The sequence below is a fragment of the Bacillus cereus group sp. Bce041 genome, from assembly GCF_052646455.1.
On the sequence record NZ_JBQXON010000004.1, the window covers coordinates 331,527 to 353,772 of the forward strand.

Below are 22,246 nucleotides of genomic sequence, written 5' to 3' on the forward strand. Positions count from 1 at the left end.
TTTTTTAACAATAAAAAAACATATGAAATGTCTAGAATTCTTCGGATGATGTATGAAGTTCAAAATATGATAATAAACGCCCGCTATGATTAACTTCATGAGTATATATAAACCCGAGCTTTCGTAAAAGTTTTTTCGAGCTCTCATTTGCTACTTTAACTCTAGCAATTATTCTTGTTACATTCAAAGTCTCTATTGCATATTTAATGGAAGCCTCTGCTGCTTCTAATGCATACCCATTCCTCCAATGTTCTGGGTCAAGGAGATACATAATTTCTATTTCACCTGTTTCCTCTACCGTTCTTAAACCACAATGTCCTAAAAGCTTTCCTGTTTCACTATTAAATAACAACCATACCCCGAAGTCATACTGTTCCCAATGTAAGATAAGTTGCCCAATATAATCATTTGTTTCTTCCTTCGACATTCCTCTTGATTTAGCCAACCATTTGCCAACAGTATCTTTTTTTAATATGTTATAAAACTGATTAATATCTTCTACAATTGGTTTCCTCATAAATAATCTTTTTGTATAAATTACTTTCTCTTCTTCAAACATAGACATCATTTCCCCTCCAAATACTGTTTACAGACTAATAAATTATACCATGAACTATTTTTCTAACTTTAAATAAGAAAAACAGACTATCACATACATGAAGTCTGTTTCTCCATTCTTTTATTTTTGTACATCTGCCCATTTTAAACTTGTAGCTGGACCAAATTGATGTACATATAAATCTTTCACATATGGTTTTTGTAAGTAAGATAATCCGCGCTGGAATACCGGTGCAATTACTGCATCATCAAGTAGCATTTTTTCAGCTTCTTGCATTGCTTTCCAGCGAGCCTTTTCATCATTACCTAATTCTGTTTTAATCTTCTTAATTAACGCATCATATTCCGGGTTTGCATATTCTGTATTATTGACGCTACTTCCAGAAAGGAATACTTCTAAGTAAGTCATTGGATCTGGATAATCTGGTAACCAGCGTGATAACGACATTTCATATTCTTTCTTCTTCTCAAGTGCTAATTTTTGCGTATGTGGTTGTAATTTCACATTCACTTTTAATCCTGGTAAGTTTTTCTCAAGCTGCTCTTTAATGTACTCTCCAACTTTTTTAAAGTTTTCCAAGTCATAATTTAATAGTTCTAACGTCACTTCATCTGTACCTGTTTCTTGCTTTGCCTTTTCCCAATATTCTTTCGCTTTTTTTACATCAGTTTTATTAAACTCACCTGCCGTACTTCTAAAATCTTTTTTATCTGGTCCCTTTAAAAATCCTTTTGGTACGTAATAGTTTGCTGCAACCGATCCATCATTTAAAAATGAATCTGCGAGTCCCTTCTTATCAAAAACTGTACTTAGCGCAAGACGTGCATTTTTATTTTTAAGAATCGGTACATTTTCATTAAATCGGAAGAAGTACATAACTGGATCTGTATATTGTTTTAGCTCTTTATTATTTTTATATTTATCTACGAATTCTGTAGAAATAACAGCTCTATCAACTTTATCTGTTTCATATAAATTTACCGCAGTTGAAATTTCTTTTACAATTTGATAGTTTACTTCATCTAACTTCACTTCTTTTTTATCCCAATACTTATCGTTTTTCTTCATTGTAAAGCTAGCTTCATGCTTCCACTCTGATAATGTAAACGGTCCATTATATACCGCTTTATTTGCTTCTAATCCATATTTATCACCTTGCTCTTTCGCATATTTTTCGTTAATTGGATAGAAGGATGGTAAAATTAATAATTTCGTAAAATACGGTACAGGATGTTCTAGCTCTACGACGAATGTTTTATCATCCTTCGCTTTTACTCCTAATTCATCTAGACCTAGTTGTTTTTTATTTATCTTCTCAGCATTTTTTACATCGTACGCAATGTATGCATATTGAGAAGCAGTATCTGGATTTATCAATTGCTTCCAAGCGTATACGTAATCATGAGCGGTTACTGGCTCTCCGTTAGACCATTTCGCATCACGCAATTGGAATGTATATGTTTTTCCATCTTTACTCACTTCATACTTTTGTGCGCCGGCTTCAATTATTTCATCATTTTTCGATAGACGGAATAGTCCTTCCATTACGTTATTCAAAACGTTAAACGAGACTGCATCTGTTACTTTCCCTGAATTTAACGACGGAATTTCACCTGTTTCTAGTAACTGTAATACTTTCTTCTCATCTTTCGGCTTTGTTGCAGTTTTTTCTTTTGCGCAACCAACTAAAAATGAAGAAACTAATAGAGTACTAACTAATGAGTAACGAACAACTTTTTTCATTTAAAAACCCCCTTCTATTTTTAAGGTAAGTAACGACGAGCACCAGCGTATTCTTCTATATATCCTGGTGTATTTAGCGGTATAATCTCTACCGACCTTTCAGCTCTTGGTGAGTGAATCATATTGCCATCACCAATATACATTGCAACGTGATGGACACTACCTTTCCCTTGATCATGTGCAAAGAAAATTAAATCTCCTTTTTGTAGATTTTCTTTATCAACTGCAACCCCTGCTCTTGATTGCGGTCCAGAATCTCGCGGAATTGTAATGCCGTGCGATTTATAGATCGTATGTGTGAAGCCAGAGCAATCAAATCCAAAACCACTTGTACCAGCCCATATATACGGTAAGCCTAAAAACATTTTCCCTGTGTTAATTAAATCATTGGCCGCCGGAGTTGGAATATCAGTTTGAGATCGGTAAACTGTTCCATCATTTTTTCGTAGCCATGCTTTCTGACCATTTGGCAACAATACACGGTATGAAATTGTGTCTTCACTTAATAACGGCAGTCTTGTATTATAACTGACTTCAAGTGATTTATGTTTTTCAGAAGGATTTATATATAAAATCGCTGTTGGTTTAGTTATTAAGACAAAAGGTTCATTTGTTTTATCTGCAAATTCTTGATTATATGTTAATTGTTTTTCAGGCATCCAGCCCGGATAACCTTCTTCATTTCGTGGTGTTGGCTGTCCATGCACTAATACCTTCACCCATTCGCCTTTCTTATCAATAACAGTTACTTCTTGACCGAGTAAAGCTTGTGTTTCTAATTTATTTGCATTTGTTAACCATAGTTTCTCGTCAAGTGTCATTGATTTCGTCCATTTCCATAGATCCACTGGATTTGTTGCACTCGGTGTATCGATTGGTCTTAATGAATCAGGTGCTGTCCATAACGTTGCAGCAGATACATCTATAAATGCTTTATTATCCTTCTTTTCTTCAGCATTTGCCGATGTAAACGATGAAAATATAAATAAAGTTGTTAAAAATGCAGTTCCTACTTTTTTCATATATATCCCCCTTAAAAGATAGTTTACTTGTCTCTTCTCCTAAGATTTACTATTCACTGTCGATTGAAGGTTTACTTTTGATCCAGAATAAGTCATTCCTTCTGGCTCTTCCATTAACCAAAGCGGTGCATCAAGATCAAAATAATGAATATTAGGATGCGCTGCCGCTAAATGCGCAACAGCACTAACGGAAAGTGAAGACTCCATCATGCTGCCCACCATACACTTCACACCAGCTGTTTCTGCGATATCAGCAATACGCCATGCTTCACGTATGCCACCACATTTCATTAATTTAATATTAATAAAATCTGCATATCTTCCTTGAACGAGCTTTAATGCGTCACTTGCTGAAAATATACTTTCATCGGCCATAATTGGCGTTTGCACACGATCTTTGACGTACTTTAACCCATCCCAATCTTTCGCGTGTACTGGTTGTTCAATAAATTCTATATTTAAATTACGATTTTCCATCTCTTGAATGATAGAGACCGCTTCTTTTGGACTCCAACCTTGATTCGCATCTAAACGTAATGTCGTATTTCTTGGTACCACATTTCGAATTGCCTCAATACGTTCCAAATCTAAATGCGCCTCTTTACCCACTTTAATCTTTAATGTTTGAAATCCTTTTTCTATATGTTTCTTCGCTTCTTTTGCCATTAATACAGGCTCATCCACACTCACTGTAATATCGGTATGAATTTCTTTCTTCCCGCCTAACAATGCATATAACGGCACATTTTGATATTGGCAATATACATCATATAAAGCGATATCTACCGCTGCTTTCGCACTTGAATTTCCAATACAACTCATTTGAATGCGCTGTAGTAACTGCTGAAATTGAATGATATTTTGACCAATTAAACATGAACGCATCGGCCCTAAAATCGCTTCTTCCATTCCGCTGGTGAAATCCCCCGTAATAACTGGCGTTGCGGCTGCAGCCCCCTTACCAATCACTCCTTCGTCTGTATGAATATAAACATCTATACTTTCAATTTCGGTTACAGTACGAAGCGCGGTTTTAAACGGTGTATGCAGTTTTACACGTCTACGATTTACTTTTACATCTGTAATTTTCATTTTGTTCATCCTTTCGTTCTCCAATGAAGTGAAATTTTAATCCACCGGAGATTTATACCCACGGATTATTAGGTAAACCCATTGGGCATTTACTCTCCTATCTCTCTACTTTATTTTCGTTTACTTTTAATGTAGGACGATAATGTGAAATAAAAAAATCCAGCCATAAGAATGATTCTTACGGCTGGATTTTGTCTATGATTGAGTAGACAAAGCAGCAAGCTGATTATATTTTTTCTGTGCATCTTTTAGCGCTACAAGTAACGCTTTTTGAGAAGAACCGAAATATCGGTTCTTTACTTCCATTACTAACGCCGGGTCATTTATATTTTTATGTAGAAATAAATATTTAACAAATTGAGATGTTAATGCAATTGTCGCTGAGCAGTCTGCATCTACAATTTCCCCTGTATCCTTAACAAGGATAAATGCTACGAAATAGCTTTTAAACTTTTCAGTAATGGGATTATTTTGAGGTGCTTTCGCATCCCCTACGATATAAATTGTATTTGAAGCGTACACAGCTATCTTCCTTTCTTATACGAGGATAACGGGTTTCTTAATAGTCGTATGAGCGAGGAACTCAACGTTGATTAAAAAATGTATCCGCTTACCTTGTATTATAATATAATTGACAGAATTTTAACAACATTTATTTTAGTGTATATTCCATATTTATGAAAACAGCTTAAACTCTTCATTTTTACAATATGTGATTGTTCCTTGTACCATGACATTCATACATAAAAAACTGCACCTCCAATTGTTAGACGCTGCCTAACAATTGGAGGTGCAGTTCAATGGCTAACTGTTTTTTTATTACTTTGGCATCACAAATATAGTTTCATTTGACTTAGAAAATTGATACTCTTTTCTCGCTAACTTCAAAATTTCTTCCTCATCGTCTGTTAAATTTTCTATGTTAGTCTTTAAAGAATCTTTATCTTTCTTTAAAGATACTAATTGTTTCTTTTGATCCGTAATCGTATCTTTCTTTTTATCAATTACTTCTTGTTGTTTCGTTAAAATATATTGAACGTACAGAGTAGTTGTCGCAATAAAAAGGACCATTAAAATAAGACGCCTTAACTTCTTTTTATTTATCTTCCGCTTGTCACTAGGTTGTGATAATTGCTCTGGTATATTAGGAACATTTACTCGTTTGAGTTTCCTCATTCAAATCCCCCTAACCCATATTTTTCACTACCATCGGCACGTTTTCTTACTAAACTAAATTCTATTCTTATAAAATAAACTCCTTCACAAAAATATCCCATAAATTAACCAATTAAAGATAGCATTCGACGACATTTCTACATTTACACCGTTTTTTTTTATACATGCTGCTATAAAATAGTAGTTTCTGTAATTCTTTTTCTACTATTGTAGAAGAGTTTTTTCACACACAAAATTCTTACACCACATATCCATGTTATAACATGCTTACAAGGAGGAGAAATATGCATTACCGCACATTAGGTAAAACTGGAATAACTGTTTCTGAAATAGGTTTTGGGGCATGGGCAATCGGTGGTGATGAATGGGGACCTGTTAACGATAAACAATCTATAACTGCTATAAAAAAAGCAATTGAGTGTGGTGTGAATTTTATTGATACTGCGGATGTGTATGGTTTAGGACATAGTGAAAAGTTGGTGGCTACCGCGATTAAAGGACATCGTAATGATATTATCCTATCAACGAAAGGTGGTTTAATCGGACACCACTACGACCCTAATGGAGTTCCTGTATATGATACTCCCGAAAAAATCATCGCCGTATTTGAAACAAGTTTACAACGTCTTCAAACAGATTATATTGATCTTTATTTTTGTCATATTTGGTGGCATAATCGTAGAGAAACAGAAGCATTTCTACGTGCATTTGACATATTAAAACGTGATGGAAAAGTAAGGGCAGTCGGTGTTTCGACTCATGATTTACAATACATTCATCATTTCAATAACAACAACGAAATTGATATCGTACAGCTTGATTACAATATATTAAATCGAAAACCAGAGAAAGATATATTACCATTTTTACAAGAGAAAAATTTAGGAGCTGTTATTCGTGGCCCATTAAAAATGGGCATATTAACTGGAAAATTCACAAATAAAACAATTTTTCCGGATGGAGATTTACGCAAAGATTGGCCAAATGAAACTTGGTTTCAAGAAGACTTACAAAATGTAGAGAAACTTCGGTTGCTCTCAAATAAAAATCAGACCTTAGGGCAACTTGCACTTCGCTATGTACTCTCTCATCCGGCAGTAAGTGTTGTAATTCCTGGTGCCAAAACAGGAATACAAGCACAAGAAAATGCAAATGCATCTGTTCGCCCTATGTTGAGTGATGAAGAGCTTAGTTATATTCATTCAATATAAAAAGCCCAATCCGGGCTTTTTAATTTGGGAAACTAATATCATACTCCATTCGCTTCGCTGTGTCCTCCGCAACATGCACACCTAACAAGTTTTTCACAATATGAAATGCCATATTAATTCCAGCTGAAATTCCGGCAGATGTTATAATATGTCCTTCATCTACAAACTTTACATTTTCTATAACTTCAACATTTTGAAACTCATTTTTAAACTTTTCAATACTAGCCCAATGTGTTGTTGCTTTTAAACCTTCCAGTAAACCTGCTTTCGCCAGTAATAGCGCTCCTGTACAAACTGAAGTCATCAGCTTTACTTCTTTCATTTGTTGGCGAATCCATTTTATTACTATTTCATTTTTTATTTCATATTTTCTAGCACCTAGCCCGCCCGGAATTATTAAAATATCCACTGGTGGTAAATTTTCAATACTATAATCTGGCTGTACCTTCAATCCATTCCTTGCTGTAATCATTTCCCCATTCTCGCTAACTGTATAAACAGTAAATGGTTTTTCTCCATTCACCTCAGTTACAGAAAAAACTTCAAATGGCCCTGCAAAGTCTAACACTTCTACTTCATTAAATAAAAATATACCAACACTCCATTTATTCATCATAAGTTCACTTCCTGTTTCAAATGATGTAAAAGGTGATCATACCCTTTTTCTAATGCAATATCATACGCTGTTTTCCCATCACTTTTCTTAATCATCTTATTAGCTCCATTTTTAAGGAGCAACATAATTATTTCCTCATTTCCTAATAATGCTGCTTCGTGGAGTCCTGTCCAGCCACCACTTTGCATAATATTTATATCTGATCCTTTTTCAATTAAGAAATCGACAAGTTCACTTTGCTTGTTCGCAATTGCCGCTTGCAAAGGCGTATTTTCATTTTCGTTTTTCGCTCTACTATGTATATCTGCACCACTTTCTAAAAGAAAACTCGCTATTTCTTTCTGTCCAAAATAAGCTGCTAAATGAAGTGGTGTCCATCCATCTTCACTACATTCGTTAACAATACTTGGACTCGCCTTTATAAACTTCACTACTTTTTCCTTATTACCACTTATAACAGCTTGTGCTATTGATTGTAAATGCTCCATAATAATCTCCCATCCTTCAAAATATTTAAGCATCTCCTTCTACATGTTCTATTCATTATTATATTTCCCTTTTAAAATCTTAAGTTTACATAATAATATTATATATCACTTTTTGTGCTTAATGCTGAATAGCAATAATGTTAAAAATACTGCCTTTAAACAATGAAGACCATGATTTCATTAGAGTGACTGAAAAAGCAAGCAAAAAACTATACACATAGTTTTCATCATATTTGTTCAGTTGCATGAACTAAAACAGGTAATGTTTATTCTGCTATTTATGCTTTCAACATATCAAATAATATTATTCCAATAAAAAACAATCCATTTTAAAAATGGATTGTTTTTTATTTCTGTTTTATGCGGTTTATTTTATTTTTGTATTTTCAATGATAGAATAATTATATTTACAAAAATGAAACGCTACTATCTTAGCCCCTCTTATAGTAAATTTTTCGTTCGAAAACAAAAATACAATTTCACCTTACAATTGAAAAAACATATGTAAAAGTTTCTAAAACAGCTGCCTTATCATACTAATCTATAGCAATTCTGTCTTCTTCCCTTACCTGTTTCCTTTAACACATACGATTTTAAAACTAGCGCCGTTAATGCATCTGTTAATGTTTTATATGATAAATTTGATAATGCCAATAGATCGTTCGTATATAACATTCTATGCTTCTCTAATAATAATAGTACTAATCGTTCAGACGGTTTTAATGTCTCGTCACTTTCTAGTATAAAGTCTATATTTTTCATTCCCTAATTACTACTCCTTATATAAAAAAATACTTTAGGTGCTAATTTAATATGAAAATAATACATAACAAAATTATAGATATATTAAAATAGTACCATCTAAAAACACTATTATACTATAACATAGAAGTAGTGTTTCCCCAAATAGGAAATGCTTTTTTATATCGCTGTAAGATTCTTGCAAATGTACATAATATTTTGTACCATTACCCGCCAAGTTTTCTTCTAATTTCGCTGCTCATCTCGATGTATTGGTAATCAATGAAGTTCTTCTAAATTTATAAACAAATAAAAAACGGTTCGTCTATCATGCCCTAAACATGAATGACAACCGTTTTCTAGTTTCTTCTTAATTAACATGCTCTATCTTAAATATTTCTTGCAATATGCGGCTTACTGTAATGACTTGTTCCACCGCCACCTACAACTACTTTACCGCCTTTTTCGAAAATTAATAATTTACTTGAACCATCTGCAAGAAGCACTATTACTTCAGCATTATTACTTGTTGCTATATAAATTACATAACCACTCTTTGATATACAAGTTTCCCAATTCGCATCAAATTCTGATCTTACTACACGATTTGAATACACTTGATTTTCAATTCTATCTTGTTCTACGTTTTCCAAATTTATTCTCCCCTCTTCCCTGCATAGTTATATATATTAAAATAGCACCATCTAAAATAGTGACCGATTTTAACATAAATAGTATATGTAATTAGTAGGAGAATGCTTGGACAATAGAAACGAAATAGACTTCGGGAATTTTACAATTGAAACTTCTCTTTAATCATTTCCGCTACTTCTTTTGCACTCAAATACGTGTTATTAATTTTTATATACTCTTCTTTTTCAATTTCACCATGAAGAGAGTTTAATCTATGCATTTTCATCGTTTCTTTCAAATTATTTTTAGACCACTCAATATCTCTTTTTTTCGGTTTATGTTCTAATCTATTCGGGCTTTTATTTCGTTCTAATCTTTCATCTAATTCCGCTTCCGGCTCTACAAAATACACTATCCCACCTTTTGATTCAAAAATACTTTCTACATGATGTATATAATCCTAATCCGCTTGGAGGTCAAATGCCCATATATACGTAAAAATCATTCCAGATAAATCACTTTTAGATACTTCTTCAAATATTTTATTACGAAATAAACTTACTAGTCTTTTTGCTTCTTTCGTACTGTAATCAAAAATTAGACTTACTAAATCAATTGTCATGTGGTTATGAAAAAGTTTTAAACCGGTTAATGTTGCTAATTCTTGCCCCACTGTCATTTTTCCAACTGCTTGTGGGCCAAATATTAATATAAGTTTCATTTATTTCCCTCCAATCTTTCTCTATAAACCACTACATAAAATTAAAAATAAGGCAGCCGATTTTTAATCGATTGCCTTATTTTTTATTCATAGTTTTAGTTCTATTCTTTTCGCACAGCTTCAAAAGTAATCATTTGATTTGCATTTGACGGTTCTTTTTCATAAACATATTCAGCAGAGCAAGTAATGTTTGAGAAACCTATACTTTCTAAAAGAAGTATAAACTCTTCTATTCCATACCAGCGCAGCGCAAAGCGTTGCAATTCTGTTTGTACTAACTGTCCTTTACTCCACTTTTCATATTTCAAATATGATACAGTAACTTGGTTCAGCCAATCTATTTCAATTGATTTATTTTCTAATGTGATTCCGTCTCCGCTTGGCAAAGAGAAAGTCGATGTATGAATTTCCCCAGTCTTCCATTTATGCGGGAGCATAATATCTACGATTAATCGTCCACCTGGATTAAGATGTTCATAAAAACATTTTAATGCATTTATAGAATCCACACGATTTTCAATTAAACAAAAAGATCCAGTAGGAATGATAATTGCGTCATATTTATGCGGAAGTGAAAATTGTTGCAAGCTTCCTTCATACAAATTAGGATGTAAGCCTCTCTCTTTACAGCGCTTACGGCAAGAATCTAGCATTTCAGGTGAATAATCTATCCCATCCACTTTAAAACCAGCCTCTAGAAGCGGAATGATGACACGCCCTGAACCTACTGCAGCTTCGAGGATTCTTCCTCTACAATCTTTTAAACGTTCTTTGTAATACTCAATATCACCATTTAAAGAATAACCGACTGGTTTTGTGTAATCATACAGTTCCGTACAAAGTGTACTATAAAAGCTAAACATTTATTTTCTCCTCCGTTTTTACGTACGGAAGATTTCAATTCAACTAATCTTCCTGTACCTCTAATTTTAATGAGATTTCGAAAGAGCTGACTGTCATAATATATCACTCACTTTCCATAGAATATAATGATATTGTATTACATAACCTTCCAATTTGAAATATAAAAATTAAAAATTCAGACTACAAATTAAAGAGCTTACTTTAGTAAGCTCTTTAGAAAAAATATTTATTTCACAATCGGCAATGTCACTTCACTTAATTTCACAGTAAGTTTTGTACCAGCTTTCGGTCTAATTGTATAATCATAATCACTTGCAATTAAAACAACTCCGATTTGATGCCCCGCTTTAAATACATAATCATCTGGCTGCATGTCCCATGTGAATGTATAATCTTTGCCCGGTTGAATCGCTGTTGAATTTTCTATACTCTTTACGTTTTGTGGGTCCATCCAGCCTCTCGTTACGATTTCCGGCTTCGCTCCTCCATAGTCAACAAGTAACGCTGTTAAATTTGATACAGATCGATCAATATTTCCTGTAATTGAAATCTTTGGTGTACCACTTATACGCGTATCTTTTTGCAGTACAGGCATTGTATATACTAATCGATTTGCTACTTCTAATTCTGTGTTTGCTACTAATTGGTTTGATTTTATTTGTGCATCATCTAAGAATGAGAAAACTTTATTAGCCGATCCCATACTTAGTGGCAAATTGACTGATTTATTGCTTAAATACATACGGATTTTTGAAGGTACAGCCGCTGGATCTGGCCAATTTTTTATCTTTTGCCACGTTTTATTTTCTCTTTGCACATCAACCATTGGTTCATCCATAATTCCATTTTCAATTCCGTACAACCAATAATCTAACCATTTATTTTGTGTTTGCTGCCAGTTATTACTTGATGTTCATTATATCAATAGCTACAAAAATTAAAAATCAAAAGTATATTCTATATCTAGCTTCCCATCTTGATAAAACACTATTTTTTTTATTAGTTTCTGAAAAGCTTTATGTAAGTCCTGTTCCTCCTGCAACAGCATAAAAGCATCCTGTATATCCTTTGTTTCCCTGTTTTGAATATCTTTATCTCTTAATTTAAGTAATTGAAGTTCCTGAGCTGTCATCTCATCTTTTAATTTCCTGTTTCGATTAACGAAAGTTTCTTTATCAATGAACGAATCCATGTAAAGTTCTAATAGTTTTTCTTTTTTACTCTCCAGCTGTTTAATCGTCTTTTTTGATTTTGCTATTTTTTCTTGTAGCTTGTCCTTAATTTGTGCAACTAATCTAGTTTCAATATACTCCTGCTTTTGTTTTAATCGTTCCAAGATTAAATTACGAAAATCTTCGTATCGGACTGGTATATGATTTACACATGTTCCGTACGCCTTATACGTCGAACATTTCATATACACGCGCTCATATTTACTACGTACTCCAGCATAAATTGCTCTTACTCTTTTACCACAGTGTGCACACCATACTATTCCTCGAAACTCATTACGATAATCTGATTTTGTTTTTTTATCCTTCACGTCATTTACTGGGTTTATACGTTCCCATTGTTCTTTTGAAATGATAGCATCATGGTGATTTTCAAATACTAACCACTTCTCTTTAGGATTTTTAACGGTTTTCTTTTTACCATCAACTTTTACTGTTTTATATTTGTGCATTACATGTTCACCAGTATATAAAGAGTTAGTCACTATTGTTTTTACAGATGCCTCAGACCATAAGTTCCCGAATCTTGTCCTGCAGCCCTTTTTATTTAAGTTATTAGCAATCATACGATATCCCCGCCCGTCTTCGTACCAGTCAAACATTTCCTTAACAATGAGCGCTTCCTCTTCATTAATTATTAATTTTTTATCAATACGATCATAACCAAAAGGAATTGTTCCTGTATGCTCCCCACGTCTTACTTTAGCACTTAATGCTGCTGAGATGGATGTTGATAATGTTTTAGGGAGTTGTGCAGCAAACATCGCATATATCTCGAATTTCATATCATTATTACCCTCATAGTAACTATCGTAACCTTCCTCAATTGTTACTAAACGCACCCCATGACCAAGTAATATTTCTTTAATCTCTAGTGCATCTTTAAGGTCACGAGCTAAGCGGTGTATCGATTTAAAAACTACCGTATCTAATTCCTTTTTCCTAGCTTTCTGTAATATAAGCTGCATCGCGTGGCGCTCAAGCCATGCGGTACCCGAAATACCATCGTCAAAATACACAGCATTCTGATCCCATTCATAACCATTCTTCTCAATCCAGTATCGGCAAATATCAACCTGGTTTTCAACTGATGATACTTGCTCGTCCTTATCAGTTGATACACGTACATACACAGCATACCGCAATTTTTACACACCCTCTCCTGTTTGTTGCTAAGAATAATCATGATTAAATTATATGATTAACCGCAAAAACTGGCAATCTATTACCAATGTAAAAAGACGACTTTCTACAGTCGTCAAAATAAAAATATATAAATCTCAAAAATTTAGGAGGGGGTAAACAATACACAACAACACCTAATAAAAACAAAAACAAAAAAGAACCCCCTCTATAAAAAATATACCTTATATATATATAATATAAATATATAACTTATAAATATATATATTATATATAGAGTATATTATTAGTAATAATATATAAGTATTATTACTGTTAGGGTTCTAAGCTCTTTAGCTGTAGGTTTACTTGATTAAGTGCCAGTAATTATTAACTACACCATTTAGTTCATCCGCTAGCAAATCTAACTGTTCCATTATCTCCTGACCAAGCTCTTCTAAATAATTATCACGGTAATCTTCTGTTATTCTTTCAAGTGTTAGATACAACCAATAGGCAAGTTGAGGCCCGCTTATCTCATACTTACGTAAAATTGCATTCAATTCTTTTACCGGTTCATTCATGATAGACCACCTCAATTTTAAAAATTAAACACCTAGAACCACATAAACCTTTGCATATATATCATGTTTAGCTGCAAGTTGCTCTAGCTTTTTTTGCCTATATTCTGTCACGGTAAAGAAATGAATGAGCGGTACTCTTCCGCTGTATTTATTTTTGTAGTATAACGAAAATTCCCTGTACCTGCTCATCTTTTCAGCGTTCACCTGCATCATTTGCGTACGATCTATCTCTACTGCATTTAGTGTACCTTCTTCATCTCTGAACTTCACATCAGGAATAATTGTCTTCTTTTTATCATCTACTTTATAACGTATAGGTGTTTCTATTTGCCAGTCGTCGGGACAAAACAGATAGAGCCATGCTTCATTTCTCATTAAGCTGTGTGCTAGTCGACTATTTGGTACAATCTTCTCTGTATCGTCGAACAGCTCACGGCCCTTTTTATTTAAGTAATACACGTACTCTTTTTGGTACACTGTGTTATTTACATATGGACTGAGGTCCTTCAAAATTCGATTTGCGTTACGAATCCCTCCCATATCGTGTACCGCCATTAGATGCCTACGTGTTGCGAATTTCAGCTGTCTAATCGAGGTCAGAATCGTCATCTGACGGTTTATTTTGATATGTGTCTGGATATTCATCTTTCTTCACCTCGTATTGTTTTAAATGTTCCCACATCATGTCATCGCTAATAAACGGCACCTGCAGCTCAGTTAGTCGATCAGTTTTATAAATAGCCCTACCAGGTAAGGACGGCAATGTTTCTAGCCCTGATTCATCAAGAACAACCTCAGATGCCTTATATGTTGGTAAACGAAATCCTAACTTTGCATCGGACATCTGTTTTACTACTGAAGGGATGGACGTAACGGTCGGATATTGTGTAGCCAGAATCAGACGAAATCCTAAACCACCCGATACAGTCGCTATATAACTAAGCATGTACTGACACTCCTCTCGAATTTTATTAACTGGACGTGGTAATCCTTTGGCCGGAGCAAGTACGGCACCCTCATCAACAATAACGAAATACCGATCTTTTTCTTTTGTTTCAACAATATTTTTGTAACCATTTTCCTTCATGAATTTTCCACGCTCTTCAATTTTTTTCATTATTTGTTTTAGTACATGATGTGCTTTTTCTACAGAATCAGCCACTTCTTCCACCTGTTTTAAGCCGCTGAACTCGCTAAATTCCAATCCCTTTTCCTTTAAATCAATTAAATATACGTGAGCATTTTCAGGATTTGCCTCAATCAAAGTAGTAAGTAGTACTTTCATAAATACCGTTTTCCCCATTCGTGTAAGACCACCTAACACCATATGAGGAGTTTTATCAAAGTCATGATAAATTAACTTCTCGAGGCTTTGCCCCATCGGTACTTGCCATTCACCTTTTTTTATTAGCCCCTCATTCCAACACCACTTTTGTGGGATACGTTTACTGAATACCCGAATCATTATCTTGTAGTTATCGTATTTGATACGTACAGGCTTATTTAATCCTTCACTTACAACGTCCTCAACCTTTTGTATTAATTTAGAGGGCATTCCTAACGGAAGTTTATATACATAAGTCGTACTACGATCATCTTCTTTTGTTTGGAGAAAAACCGGATAATGTAATTTTTCATCCTTCCTAATTGCAATCCCACTTACTTCAAAGAATACTTGTATCTTCTTTCTATCATCCTCTTTACCTTTTAAACTATCATTTAGCAAAGCGTACCCGAGCGAAACTGCAGGTATTAATAACAATTCAAGCATAGGGGTTCACTCCTTATATATCCTTAAAGGATATAGTTGCTCTTTACTGGAAGATTTACATACAAGTTGTTTTTCTTATATAACAAAGTGTCCCATGATTCCAGGTTTCATTCCTTCAAAGAAACACCATTAGCACATAACGTAGAAGATACAAAAACGAGCCGGTAAGAGTTGTATACATTGTCATACGTGGAAGCCAATGTGGCACACTCATCCCCATTTTCTCAGCTACCTTCATCGCCACTACAGACAATCCTGTCGCTGTCCAAATTACTACAACTTCCCCAGCAAGTGTCATATCGAATCCCTCTTTCTTTTTAGTTGTAATCCTTTTGACGTGAGGATTGGTTGATATTGATTAACCATTTCATCCCATTCAAGAATTTCTTCCTCTTCCCCATATAGATCCTCCATAATATCGTTAGATAATCTGTAGTAACCGCGGTACTCTTTGTTGTTAGATACCTCGTGTCTTTCCATATGTTTTAGAATAGAGTTTACTTCACCTTTACCCCTGGACTCTTTATACATGCTTCTCAGCTCTTTAGAAGGATACAGATACGGCGTGTCATTCAAGTAATCATATTGCCACCTCATCGCTCATCCCTCCACTGTTTACAGTCCTCTAAGTATGCATCAATCCTTTTTTGAATCCCTATTTCGTTATACGGACCATAAGGCTCTTCTTCTCCTAATAAGTCAACGATATCGACGTAGTTAGGATTTTGTAACATATTGTGATTTGCAATGTGATCGTACACACATCGTACTTCAGTATAGTCATTTGCAGCTGCGTACATGTTGTAAAGCGTTTGGGATGGATACAGTTGCATGCGATTTAAATACTTATATCCAGGTCTCATTGTTCCTCACCTTTCCCCTCTTGATGTCCTTAGTTCCACTTGGTATTCCTCGTGGTCTTGATATAGGTATATGACATGGAGAATTATTTTTGCACGTCCACACCAATTTTTTTCTTTCTAGCTTGTACTATTTATAAAGGAGTTTATTTTTGTATATAGAAAGTAAATCCTTGAGGTGAACGTATATGAAGTTTAAATGTAAACTTAAAGTAATCTTTGCAGAGCTTGATATTAAACAGAGTGATTTTGCAAAACGTATTGGAGTTGACGATTCTACTCTTAGTGCAATTGTTCGTAATCGTACTAAACCTCGTTTTGATACAGCCTATCTAATTTGCAAAGAACTCGGTAAACCAATTGAGGAGATCTGGACCATCGAGGAGTAATTCCTCCCCTCCAGCCTTAATAAGTCTTTATCTTTAATTTTCTTTTTACACTTGACTTTTGCTTTCGGCAGACAATCATGGGATGAGGGTACAGGACAACGGCTAGGGCAGAGAATGACTACCTTACAACGCTTCAAAAATAAAAAGCGTCGTAAAGTAGACGTTCTGTCAATCATGGTCTATCGGGTTAAGGAATCCGTATAGTAACACCCTGTTTAAACGCCGTAATTTCTTACACAGCTGATTTTTTACAGATAAAGCTTGTCCTATCTGCTGAAAGAACCCGGGGAAGAAATGCACTACTGGCGTATCCTTCATTACTCGTAACCTATAACTCTTTCTTATCAGCTGCTACCCGTGCCGTAACACGCCAAGCAACCGCCGTACCGTTAATGGCCGTACTCGCCTAGACTCCTAACAACGCAAACAAGGAAACGTTATTCGTTAGGACGCTTAACTTTCTGACGTTGGCTTAGCTAACCTGTTCAAGTTTAACGAGTGTTAGGTCATTCCTCGTGTGGATCCTCCTCTTAGTTACCTAAAAAAGACAATAGGAAACTAGACCTCGTGTATATCTGTTTTTTCGAATGAAGATATTCACGAGGCTGGAGGTTGTCCGATATTTAGTTAAAGAAAGAGCTTATAGCACATGAGCTATAAGCATATTGATAATGAATAAAACCGAAGCTACAGTATAAAAACCATAAAACCAAATACAATCAGATTTTGTTTCTAAACCGAAGTAATCGCTTATTTTTTGCATCTATACTGTTCCACCCTTCATATTTATATAAGAGTATGACTCCAGAAGTAAAACTTTGATAGTATCAATATATAACTCTAGGAGTCATACGTCAATAGTGTTTCGGAAAAAGTTTTACTTTGATATGTAAATTGTGTAAAATGGAAAGTAATAAATGATCGGAATGAACGGAGGTATTACCATGAGTTCTATGGTATTCACTTTAGGAGAAACGATGGAGGAAATTGGGATTACCAAAAACAAGTTATCAGTGGAGTCAAAAGTTCGTCCAGCCACTATTAGTAATCTAGTTAATGGTGAGGTTGGTCTTGTGCGTTTTGATACATTAAAGTCAATCCTGGACGCTCTAAACCAACTAGCTGAAGAAAAAGGTATAGATAAAACATACCGTATTGAGGACGTTGTACAGTACATAAAGTAAATGTACTGTTTTTGTTTATAGAAATATTTCTTAATACTCTGATATACTTATTTAAAAATGGTAAAGGAGGAGAAATATGGAGACAAAAACAACCGTAGACGGTAATACTTACATAATTGAGATTGAGCAAAAGAAGAGTTCCACAAAAGAAAAATTCGGCCGTAAAGCTTCATTAGTTTCCGGAATTTTTGGCATCCTGCTTTCTGTTATCTTAGGTATCACAATAGTTGGGTTATTTTTTGCGGTTCCACTGTTTCTTTTTTCGTTAGGCTTTATATATGCAGCGTTTGAAAAACAAGAAATCCACTGTCCTAACTGTAGTCATAAACAAAGAATTACAAAAGGAAATGGTTATTTTGATTGTGGAAGTTGCAAGAAACGTACTTTAGTAGAGTGGAGATAAATCGATCAAATGCCATAACTATTAAGTGCCGTACTAACAACACATAAAACTTAATAATTGAGGATGGATAGTATGATTAATATAGAAGAACTTTTAGCAGAACATCTAAAGAAAATAAGTACAGCACCTTTTTTATTTATAGGCTCAGGATTTTCTAGGAGATACTTAGACCTACCTAATTGGGATGGTCTATTAGAACAATTTTCGGAGTTAGTTCCTCGAAGTTATGACTATTATGTCTCAACCGCAAGTAAAGAACTACCTGAAGTTGCAAGACTAATCGCTCAAGATTTCCACCCGATTTGGTGGGATGATGATAAATACCTAACGAGCAGGGAAGAATTTAAAGGTAAAATCAATACTATAGAGAGCCCTCTAAAAATTGAGATTGCCCAATATCTACGGAATATTACCTATGAATATGGTAAAAACGAAAATAACGACAGAGAAATCGATGCTTTAAAACAAGTTGTGATAGACGGCATTATTACTACTAATTGGGATACTTTTTTAGAGCAAGTATTCGTAGATTCCGATATAAAAGCATATGTTGGCCAAAAAGAACTTTTATTTTCTCAACCTTTTGAAGTCAATGAGCTCTATAAGATACATGGGTGTAGTACTAACCACGAGTCGTTAGTACTAACTTCTAATGACTATAAACTTTTCAATCAAAAGAACCCATACCTTGCAGCTAAATTATTAACAATTTTCATAGAACACCCTGTCATTTTTCTTGGTTATTCAATATCTGACCCTAACATTCAACAAATTTTAGATTCTATTACTGCATGTTTAGATCAAGAAAACATAGATAAACTTAAAGATCGGTTAATCTTTGTGGAGCGTGCGGCTGGTGCAGCAGACGCTTTTGAATCTTCTTCTTTTACAACCAGTAACCGTGTTACAATTCCAATTACAAAAATAAAGACTGATAACTACGAATTAGTTTATAAAGCACTCTCAAAAAACAAAAGAAAATTTAGCATGAAAACTATGCGTCAAATTAAATCACAAATTTATGAATTAGTAAAAACGAATGATCCAAGTGGAAAAATAGCAGTTATTGATGGAGAAAATTTAAGTGCTGCAGACATTGAATTTGTTATAGGTGTTGGGGTAACTAAAGCAGCGGAACAACTTAGGGTGACTCGAGATGAAATGCTGGATACGGGTTACTTAAATCCAATAGGGTACCAGTCTATTCCACAAATAGATATTTATAAAGAAATTTTAGCCGATCCACCTTCATATGACTATGATGCATTAATTAGCCAGACATTACCGCAGTTGTTAGGAACAAATCATAGACTTCCTGTTTTTAGGTTTATAAAGGAATGCGGAATTGAAACTGCAGAATTACCTGTACAATTAAAAAGGAAACTAGAAAAGAAACTAACCATGAATTACTTTTTGACTCAATCACAGAGAGATATCAAAAAATCGCAATTACGTTTGTATAATAGTATTCCCGAAACAATAGATGGGTACGCTGATTTTACAAAAGCCCTCCAGTGTATTCCTCATTTAGGGGCAGATGGGATTAACCTCGATGAATTACATCATTTGTTAAAACAGCATGTAAATAAATTGGACGCAGATACACCTGCGTCAATGGAACTAAAAAGACTAATACGAATTTACGATTGGTTAAAATACGGGAAATCATTACTACCACCAGCAACTAAGATTAAACTACAAAGACGTCAAGGTCAGGCAACATTGAAAAAATAATAAGTTCTACCCTTCACTAATATTGGGTATACTATTTATACATCTAGAGAATCATCAAATGAGGCACCTTCAGCTGGGGAAGGTGTCTTTATTATTTTTGAGTCATATTGTATGCAATGAATTCATATAATTAAAATGCCAATACTGTAATACAGAAAAAGAGTATTCCTCCCATCCAACCAGGAATACTCTTTTTTATCTCATTGCATATCATCTATTTTAATAGCATATAAATAAACTGCTCCTGGCATGATGCCATTTTATATACAGAAAAAAGCATTTCATCACCATCATGAAATGCTTTTTTTCTGACTTTTTAATCATGCAAACCAATTTTCTGTATATAAATAAATTGGTTCAAGAGAAACCACTAAAACAGAGCACTCCCTGGTTAAGAGTACTCTGTTTTTATTGCCATCATATCTTTGCCCATCATTACATACATATGATATAGAACACCATTACGGGGATAGTATATCTTATAATGTTCTACAAACTAGGTTCTTCTCTCAAGAAGAACCCCTTTTATTTTTCTATCACTTCACATACACATAGGCTTCATTTGTTGTTATATAGTATGTGTTCCCTTTTGAATTGTGCATCTTGTATTGTGGTGAACCATTTACACTTACTTTCGCATCAATTATGAATCCTTCACCCGAATTTACAGTACCAGCAACATCTTTATCTTGCCAAGATGGAGCGTCATAGAAACGTAGATTGTTAACTTTTGAAACAACGCGCTTTCCAACAATAGTAGAATCTACTGTGCTTTTCTTATTAAACTTCACATAAGATGGATCGTTTTTAATCCACTGATCTCCACCAAGATTTAGCCAACCATCCTTTTCAGCCCACACAATATAAGATTCTGGTTTGTTTAGTTGACGAATTTTAGAATAGCTTGTACCTGGTCCTTTACGTAAGTTAACGTTGTAACCTTCAATATAGGCGATACCGTCTGTTACTGCTGTGGGTACTTCCGCTGGTTTAGATGGCTTTTCTGGGACAGAAACATCCACGCTAGAATTATTGTATGCTCGTTGTACGTCTGCTCTAAATTGAGCTTCTGAAACGCCATGAGACTTTAAGTAATCAATTGGGTCTTCATGATCTGTACCACCAAGGTAATGAGTTACATCACTATGTGTCCATAATCCTTTTTCTACAGATAACCCACGGTCACGTAAGATTTTAGCTAGTAGCTTAACATATTTGTCATAGCTGCGTTTGAATTTTGTATAGTCCGCTGTTTCGCATAACTCTACATGTACAAATCGTTTATTAGCAGCAGGACCGCCACCATAAGCGATGTATTTTATATCAGCAATTTGGATCGTTTCGTCCCAATCGACTGCATAGTGAACAAATGCATTTCTCCATGTACGAGACTCATATTTTTGAATATTAATAGCTGGAGCTTCTGGAGTTGCTGTAGAATGTGCTACAACGCCCTCGTAAGCACCTACACCATAACGGTATGGTTGTTTCGGTAAATCAGGAATAATAAGCGTTCTATCAGCAAAAGCACTTGTAGCAAAAGAACCAGCAAGTACTAGAATCATAAGGAACGAAGTAATATGTTTCATGGTCTTTTTCATTTAGCATCAACATCCTTTTTCATAATTTTTGTGTGGTCAAATAATCCACTTGCTGACAGTCCGATAATGATTCCTTGAAATATATTTGTTTTAATATCTTCGCCCAAAAATAAAACGCCTAGCACAATGCCAAGCGTTAAATTTAGTAACGGAACATATTTTGTTTGTAATCCAATTGTTTTTCCAATCTGTGAAAGACCAACTACAATTCCAATCATTACAGTAATTTCAAACATTACATACCACCTCCTTTCATTAAGAAAGTGAGAATACCACCAACAATTCCACCAACTATAAGTCGCAGAATCCAGGTAGTATTGGCGCTGATTTTATCTAGCTGTTTGTTGATATTGATAATGTCTTTCTCGTTACCTGTTGTCCGCATTTCTAAACTTTTAATCTCTAAGCGAATGTCCTTAATATCTTGCTTGATTTCTTGAACATCACTTCGTACATCTTGTAACCCCTCCACTTCGACCACCCCTTTTTTAGACAATAAA

Annotated in this window: 27 protein-coding genes and 2 pseudogenes; 5 read left to right on the plus strand and 24 right to left on the minus strand. The window is 34.5% G+C overall.

The annotated features are described in order from the left end of the window. Positions 1 to 31: 31 nt before the first annotated feature. The 6 genes from ACUN13_RS15915 to ACUN13_RS15940 all read right to left on the minus strand — a co-directional run bounded on the left by ACUN13_RS15915 (position 32) and on the right by ACUN13_RS15940 (position 5,592). A complete protein-coding gene (locus ACUN13_RS15915; protein WP_025688399.1) occupies positions 32 to 565 on the minus strand; it encodes a GNAT family N-acetyltransferase in 534 nt (177 codons plus the stop codon). Positions 566 to 679: 114 nt separating this feature from the next. Next, positions 680 to 2,302, minus strand: a complete 1,623-nt coding sequence (locus ACUN13_RS15920) for a peptide ABC transporter substrate-binding protein (RefSeq protein WP_025688400.1) — start codon at positions 2,300 to 2,302, stop codon at positions 680 to 682. Between the two features lie 20 nt (positions 2,303 to 2,322). Further along, positions 2,323 to 3,324: a C40 family peptidase gene (locus tag ACUN13_RS15925; RefSeq protein WP_000755417.1), complete on the minus strand. Its 1,002-nt coding sequence runs from the start codon at positions 3,322 to 3,324 to the stop codon at positions 2,323 to 2,325. Positions 3,325 to 3,363: 39 nt separating this feature from the next. Next, on the minus strand, positions 3,364 to 4,425 hold the full coding sequence (locus ACUN13_RS15930; protein WP_001038463.1) for a dipeptide epimerase: 1,062 nt from the start codon (positions 4,423 to 4,425) through the stop codon (positions 3,364 to 3,366). Positions 4,426 to 4,611: 186 nt separating this feature from the next. Beyond that, positions 4,612 to 4,938, minus strand: coding sequence for a DUF3870 domain-containing protein (locus ACUN13_RS15935; RefSeq protein ID WP_000271313.1), 327 nt, complete (start codon positions 4,936 to 4,938; stop codon positions 4,612 to 4,614). A gap of 297 nt (positions 4,939 to 5,235) precedes the next feature. Next, complete coding sequence (locus tag ACUN13_RS15940; protein WP_088345582.1) at positions 5,236 to 5,592, minus strand: FtsB family cell division protein; 357 nt, start codon at positions 5,590 to 5,592, stop codon at positions 5,236 to 5,238. A gap of 284 nt (positions 5,593 to 5,876) precedes the next feature. Between ACUN13_RS15940 and ACUN13_RS15945 the strand changes: the two genes are divergently transcribed. Continuing rightward, positions 5,877 to 6,803, plus strand: a complete 927-nt coding sequence (locus tag ACUN13_RS15945) for an aldo/keto reductase (RefSeq protein WP_071740740.1) — start codon at positions 5,877 to 5,879, stop codon at positions 6,801 to 6,803. Positions 6,804 to 6,822: 19 nt separating this feature from the next. Here the strand turns inward: ACUN13_RS15945 and ACUN13_RS15950 are convergent, their stop codons facing one another. From ACUN13_RS15950 to ACUN13_RS16015, 14 genes and pseudogenes are all read right to left on the minus strand, one after another. After that, positions 6,823 to 7,419 carry a DJ-1/PfpI family protein gene (locus ACUN13_RS15950; RefSeq protein ID WP_088345580.1) on the minus strand — a complete coding sequence of 199 codons (597 nt, stop codon included), beginning with the start codon at positions 7,417 to 7,419 and terminating at the stop codon, positions 6,823 to 6,825. Next, on the minus strand, positions 7,416 to 7,907 hold the full coding sequence (locus ACUN13_RS15955; protein ID WP_002182823.1) for an ankyrin repeat domain-containing protein: 492 nt from the start codon (positions 7,905 to 7,907) through the stop codon (positions 7,416 to 7,418). Before ACUN13_RS15955 ends, ACUN13_RS15950 begins: the two co-directional genes overlap by 4 nt. 531 nt (positions 7,908 to 8,438) lie before the next feature. Continuing rightward, positions 8,439 to 8,669 carry a hypothetical protein gene (locus tag ACUN13_RS15960; RefSeq protein WP_088345578.1) on the minus strand — a complete coding sequence of 77 codons (231 nt, stop codon included), beginning with the start codon at positions 8,667 to 8,669 and terminating at the stop codon, positions 8,439 to 8,441. 368 nt (positions 8,670 to 9,037) lie between these two features. After that, positions 9,038 to 9,301 (minus strand): hypothetical protein, encoded by a 264-nt coding sequence (locus ACUN13_RS15965; RefSeq protein WP_000432421.1) that lies wholly within the window; start codon positions 9,299 to 9,301, stop codon positions 9,038 to 9,040. A gap of 140 nt (positions 9,302 to 9,441) precedes the next feature. Then, a pseudogene (locus ACUN13_RS15970) lies at positions 9,442 to 10,002 on the minus strand (shikimate kinase). Positions 10,003 to 10,103: 101 nt separating this feature from the next. Beyond that, a complete protein-coding gene (locus ACUN13_RS15975; RefSeq protein ID WP_000490909.1) occupies positions 10,104 to 10,865 on the minus strand; it encodes a class I SAM-dependent methyltransferase in 762 nt (253 codons plus the stop codon). Positions 10,866 to 11,092: 227 nt separating this feature from the next. Beyond that, positions 11,093 to 11,779, minus strand: a pseudogene (locus ACUN13_RS15980) (CocE/NonD family hydrolase C-terminal non-catalytic domain-containing protein); the annotation flags it as partial. Positions 11,780 to 11,803: 24 nt separating this feature from the next. After that, positions 11,804 to 13,243 carry a recombinase family protein gene (locus ACUN13_RS15985; protein ID WP_086395549.1) on the minus strand — a complete coding sequence of 480 codons (1,440 nt, stop codon included), beginning with the start codon at positions 13,241 to 13,243 and terminating at the stop codon, positions 11,804 to 11,806. 342 nt (positions 13,244 to 13,585) lie between these two features. After that, entirely contained in the window at positions 13,586 to 13,804 is a 219-nt protein-coding gene (locus tag ACUN13_RS15990) for a hypothetical protein (protein WP_086395550.1), read from the minus strand. A 24-nt stretch (positions 13,805 to 13,828) separates the two neighbouring features. After that, positions 13,829 to 14,449 carry a replication-relaxation family protein gene (locus ACUN13_RS15995; protein ID WP_086395551.1) on the minus strand — a complete coding sequence of 207 codons (621 nt, stop codon included), beginning with the start codon at positions 14,447 to 14,449 and terminating at the stop codon, positions 13,829 to 13,831. After that, entirely contained in the window at positions 14,391 to 15,575 is a 1,185-nt protein-coding gene (locus ACUN13_RS16000) for an FtsK/SpoIIIE domain-containing protein (RefSeq protein WP_086395552.1), read from the minus strand. Before ACUN13_RS16000 ends, ACUN13_RS15995 begins: the two co-directional genes overlap by 59 nt. 115 nt (positions 15,576 to 15,690) lie before the next feature. Further along, entirely contained in the window at positions 15,691 to 15,873 is a 183-nt protein-coding gene (locus tag ACUN13_RS16005) for a hypothetical protein (protein ID WP_086395553.1), read from the minus strand. Beyond that, positions 15,870 to 16,172 (minus strand): hypothetical protein, encoded by a 303-nt coding sequence (locus ACUN13_RS16010; RefSeq protein ID WP_086395554.1) that lies wholly within the window; start codon positions 16,170 to 16,172, stop codon positions 15,870 to 15,872. The genes ACUN13_RS16005 and ACUN13_RS16010 overlap by 4 nt, the downstream gene beginning before the upstream one ends. Beyond that, positions 16,169 to 16,438 (minus strand): hypothetical protein, encoded by a 270-nt coding sequence (locus ACUN13_RS16015; RefSeq protein WP_053513910.1) that lies wholly within the window; start codon positions 16,436 to 16,438, stop codon positions 16,169 to 16,171. Before ACUN13_RS16015 ends, ACUN13_RS16010 begins: the two co-directional genes overlap by 4 nt. A 185-nt stretch (positions 16,439 to 16,623) precedes the next feature. Here ACUN13_RS16015 and ACUN13_RS16020 point away from each other — a divergent pair, with 185 nt between their 5' ends. Continuing rightward, entirely contained in the window at positions 16,624 to 16,824 is a 201-nt protein-coding gene (locus tag ACUN13_RS16020) for a helix-turn-helix transcriptional regulator (RefSeq protein WP_000669088.1), read from the plus strand. A gap of 640 nt (positions 16,825 to 17,464) precedes the next feature. On the opposite strand, the gene ACUN13_RS16025 is transcribed toward ACUN13_RS16020, so the two are convergent. Then, positions 17,465 to 17,587, minus strand: a complete 123-nt coding sequence (locus tag ACUN13_RS16025; RefSeq protein WP_001169624.1) for a DUF3961 domain-containing protein — start codon at positions 17,585 to 17,587, stop codon at positions 17,465 to 17,467. A gap of 181 nt (positions 17,588 to 17,768) precedes the next feature. Here ACUN13_RS16025 and ACUN13_RS16030 point away from each other — a divergent pair, with 181 nt between their 5' ends. The 3 genes from ACUN13_RS16030 to ACUN13_RS16040 all read left to right on the plus strand — a co-directional run bounded on the left by ACUN13_RS16030 (position 17,769) and on the right by ACUN13_RS16040 (position 20,145). After that, entirely contained in the window at positions 17,769 to 18,008 is a 240-nt protein-coding gene (locus tag ACUN13_RS16030) for a helix-turn-helix domain-containing protein (protein WP_086395555.1), read from the plus strand. A 76-nt stretch (positions 18,009 to 18,084) separates the two neighbouring features. Then, positions 18,085 to 18,411 carry a hypothetical protein gene (locus ACUN13_RS16035; RefSeq protein ID WP_086395556.1) on the plus strand — a complete coding sequence of 109 codons (327 nt, stop codon included), beginning with the start codon at positions 18,085 to 18,087 and terminating at the stop codon, positions 18,409 to 18,411. A 72-nt stretch (positions 18,412 to 18,483) separates the two neighbouring features. Next, entirely contained in the window at positions 18,484 to 20,145 is a 1,662-nt protein-coding gene (locus ACUN13_RS16040) for an SIR2 family protein (protein WP_440039302.1), read from the plus strand. A gap of 536 nt (positions 20,146 to 20,681) precedes the next feature. Here the strand turns inward: ACUN13_RS16040 and ACUN13_RS16045 are convergent. Genes ACUN13_RS16045 through ACUN13_RS16055 form a run of 3 tightly spaced genes read right to left on the minus strand, consistent with a single transcriptional unit; the run spans position 20,682 to position 22,218 of the window. Beyond that, a complete protein-coding gene (locus ACUN13_RS16045; RefSeq protein ID WP_440039304.1) occupies positions 20,682 to 21,746 on the minus strand; it encodes an N-acetylmuramoyl-L-alanine amidase in 1,065 nt (354 codons plus the stop codon). Continuing rightward, complete coding sequence (locus tag ACUN13_RS16050) at positions 21,743 to 21,982, minus strand: holin (RefSeq protein WP_440039305.1); 240 nt, start codon at positions 21,980 to 21,982, stop codon at positions 21,743 to 21,745. Before ACUN13_RS16050 ends, ACUN13_RS16045 begins: the two co-directional genes overlap by 4 nt. Continuing rightward, positions 21,982 to 22,218 (minus strand): hemolysin XhlA family protein, encoded by a 237-nt coding sequence (locus tag ACUN13_RS16055; RefSeq protein ID WP_016081457.1) that lies wholly within the window; start codon positions 22,216 to 22,218, stop codon positions 21,982 to 21,984. The genes ACUN13_RS16050 and ACUN13_RS16055 overlap by 1 nt, the downstream gene beginning before the upstream one ends. Between the last annotated feature and the right edge of the window lie 28 nt (positions 22,219 to 22,246).

Coding starts and splice junctions, on each gene's coding strand:
- ACUN13_RS15915 (WP_025688399.1), bottom strand. CDS start 565: ATGTCTATGTTTGAAGAAGAGAAAGTAATTTATACAAAAAGATTATTT.
- ACUN13_RS15920 (WP_025688400.1), bottom strand. CDS start 2,302: ATGAAAAAAGTTGTTCGTTACTCATTAGTTAGTACTCTATTAGTTTCT.
- ACUN13_RS15925 (WP_000755417.1), bottom strand. CDS start 3,324: ATGAAAAAAGTAGGAACTGCATTTTTAACAACTTTATTTATATTTTCA.
- ACUN13_RS15930 (WP_001038463.1), bottom strand. CDS start 4,425: ATGAACAAAATGAAAATTACAGATGTAAAAGTAAATCGTAGACGTGTA.
- ACUN13_RS15940 (WP_088345582.1), bottom strand. CDS start 5,592: ATGAGGAAACTCAAACGAGTAAATGTTCCTAATATACCAGAGCAATTA.
- ACUN13_RS15945 (WP_071740740.1), top strand. CDS start 5,877: ATGCATTACCGCACATTAGGTAAAACTGGAATAACTGTTTCTGAAATA.
- ACUN13_RS15950 (WP_088345580.1), bottom strand. CDS start 7,419: ATGATGAATAAATGGAGTGTTGGTATATTTTTATTTAATGAAGTAGAA.
- ACUN13_RS15955 (WP_002182823.1), bottom strand. CDS start 7,907: ATGGAGCATTTACAATCAATAGCACAAGCTGTTATAAGTGGTAATAAG.
- ACUN13_RS15960 (WP_088345578.1), bottom strand. CDS start 8,669: ATGAAAAATATAGACTTTATACTAGAAAGTGACGAGACATTAAAACCG.
- ACUN13_RS15975 (WP_000490909.1), bottom strand. CDS start 10,865: ATGTTTAGCTTTTATAGTACACTTTGTACGGAACTGTATGATTACACA.
- ACUN13_RS15990 (WP_086395550.1), bottom strand. CDS start 13,804: ATGAATGAACCGGTAAAAGAATTGAATGCAATTTTACGTAAGTATGAG.
- ACUN13_RS15995 (WP_086395551.1), bottom strand. CDS start 14,449: ATGAATATCCAGACACATATCAAAATAAACCGTCAGATGACGATTCTG.
- ACUN13_RS16000 (WP_086395552.1), bottom strand. CDS start 15,575: ATGCTTGAATTGTTATTAATACCTGCAGTTTCGCTCGGGTACGCTTTG.
- ACUN13_RS16005 (WP_086395553.1), bottom strand. CDS start 15,873: ATGACACTTGCTGGGGAAGTTGTAGTAATTTGGACAGCGACAGGATTG.
- ACUN13_RS16010 (WP_086395554.1), bottom strand. CDS start 16,172: ATGAGGTGGCAATATGATTACTTGAATGACACGCCGTATCTGTATCCT.
- ACUN13_RS16015 (WP_053513910.1), bottom strand. CDS start 16,438: ATGAGACCTGGATATAAGTATTTAAATCGCATGCAACTGTATCCATCC.
- ACUN13_RS16020 (WP_000669088.1), top strand. CDS start 16,624: ATGAAGTTTAAATGTAAACTTAAAGTAATCTTTGCAGAGCTTGATATT.
- ACUN13_RS16025 (WP_001169624.1), bottom strand. CDS start 17,587: ATGCAAAAAATAAGCGATTACTTCGGTTTAGAAACAAAATCTGATTGT.
- ACUN13_RS16030 (WP_086395555.1), top strand. CDS start 17,769: ATGAGTTCTATGGTATTCACTTTAGGAGAAACGATGGAGGAAATTGGG.
- ACUN13_RS16035 (WP_086395556.1), top strand. CDS start 18,085: ATGGAGACAAAAACAACCGTAGACGGTAATACTTACATAATTGAGATT.
- ACUN13_RS16040 (WP_440039302.1), top strand. CDS start 18,484: ATGATTAATATAGAAGAACTTTTAGCAGAACATCTAAAGAAAATAAGT.
- ACUN13_RS16045 (WP_440039304.1), bottom strand. CDS start 21,746: ATGAAAAAGACCATGAAACATATTACTTCGTTCCTTATGATTCTAGTA.
- ACUN13_RS16050 (WP_440039305.1), bottom strand. CDS start 21,982: ATGTTTGAAATTACTGTAATGATTGGAATTGTAGTTGGTCTTTCACAG.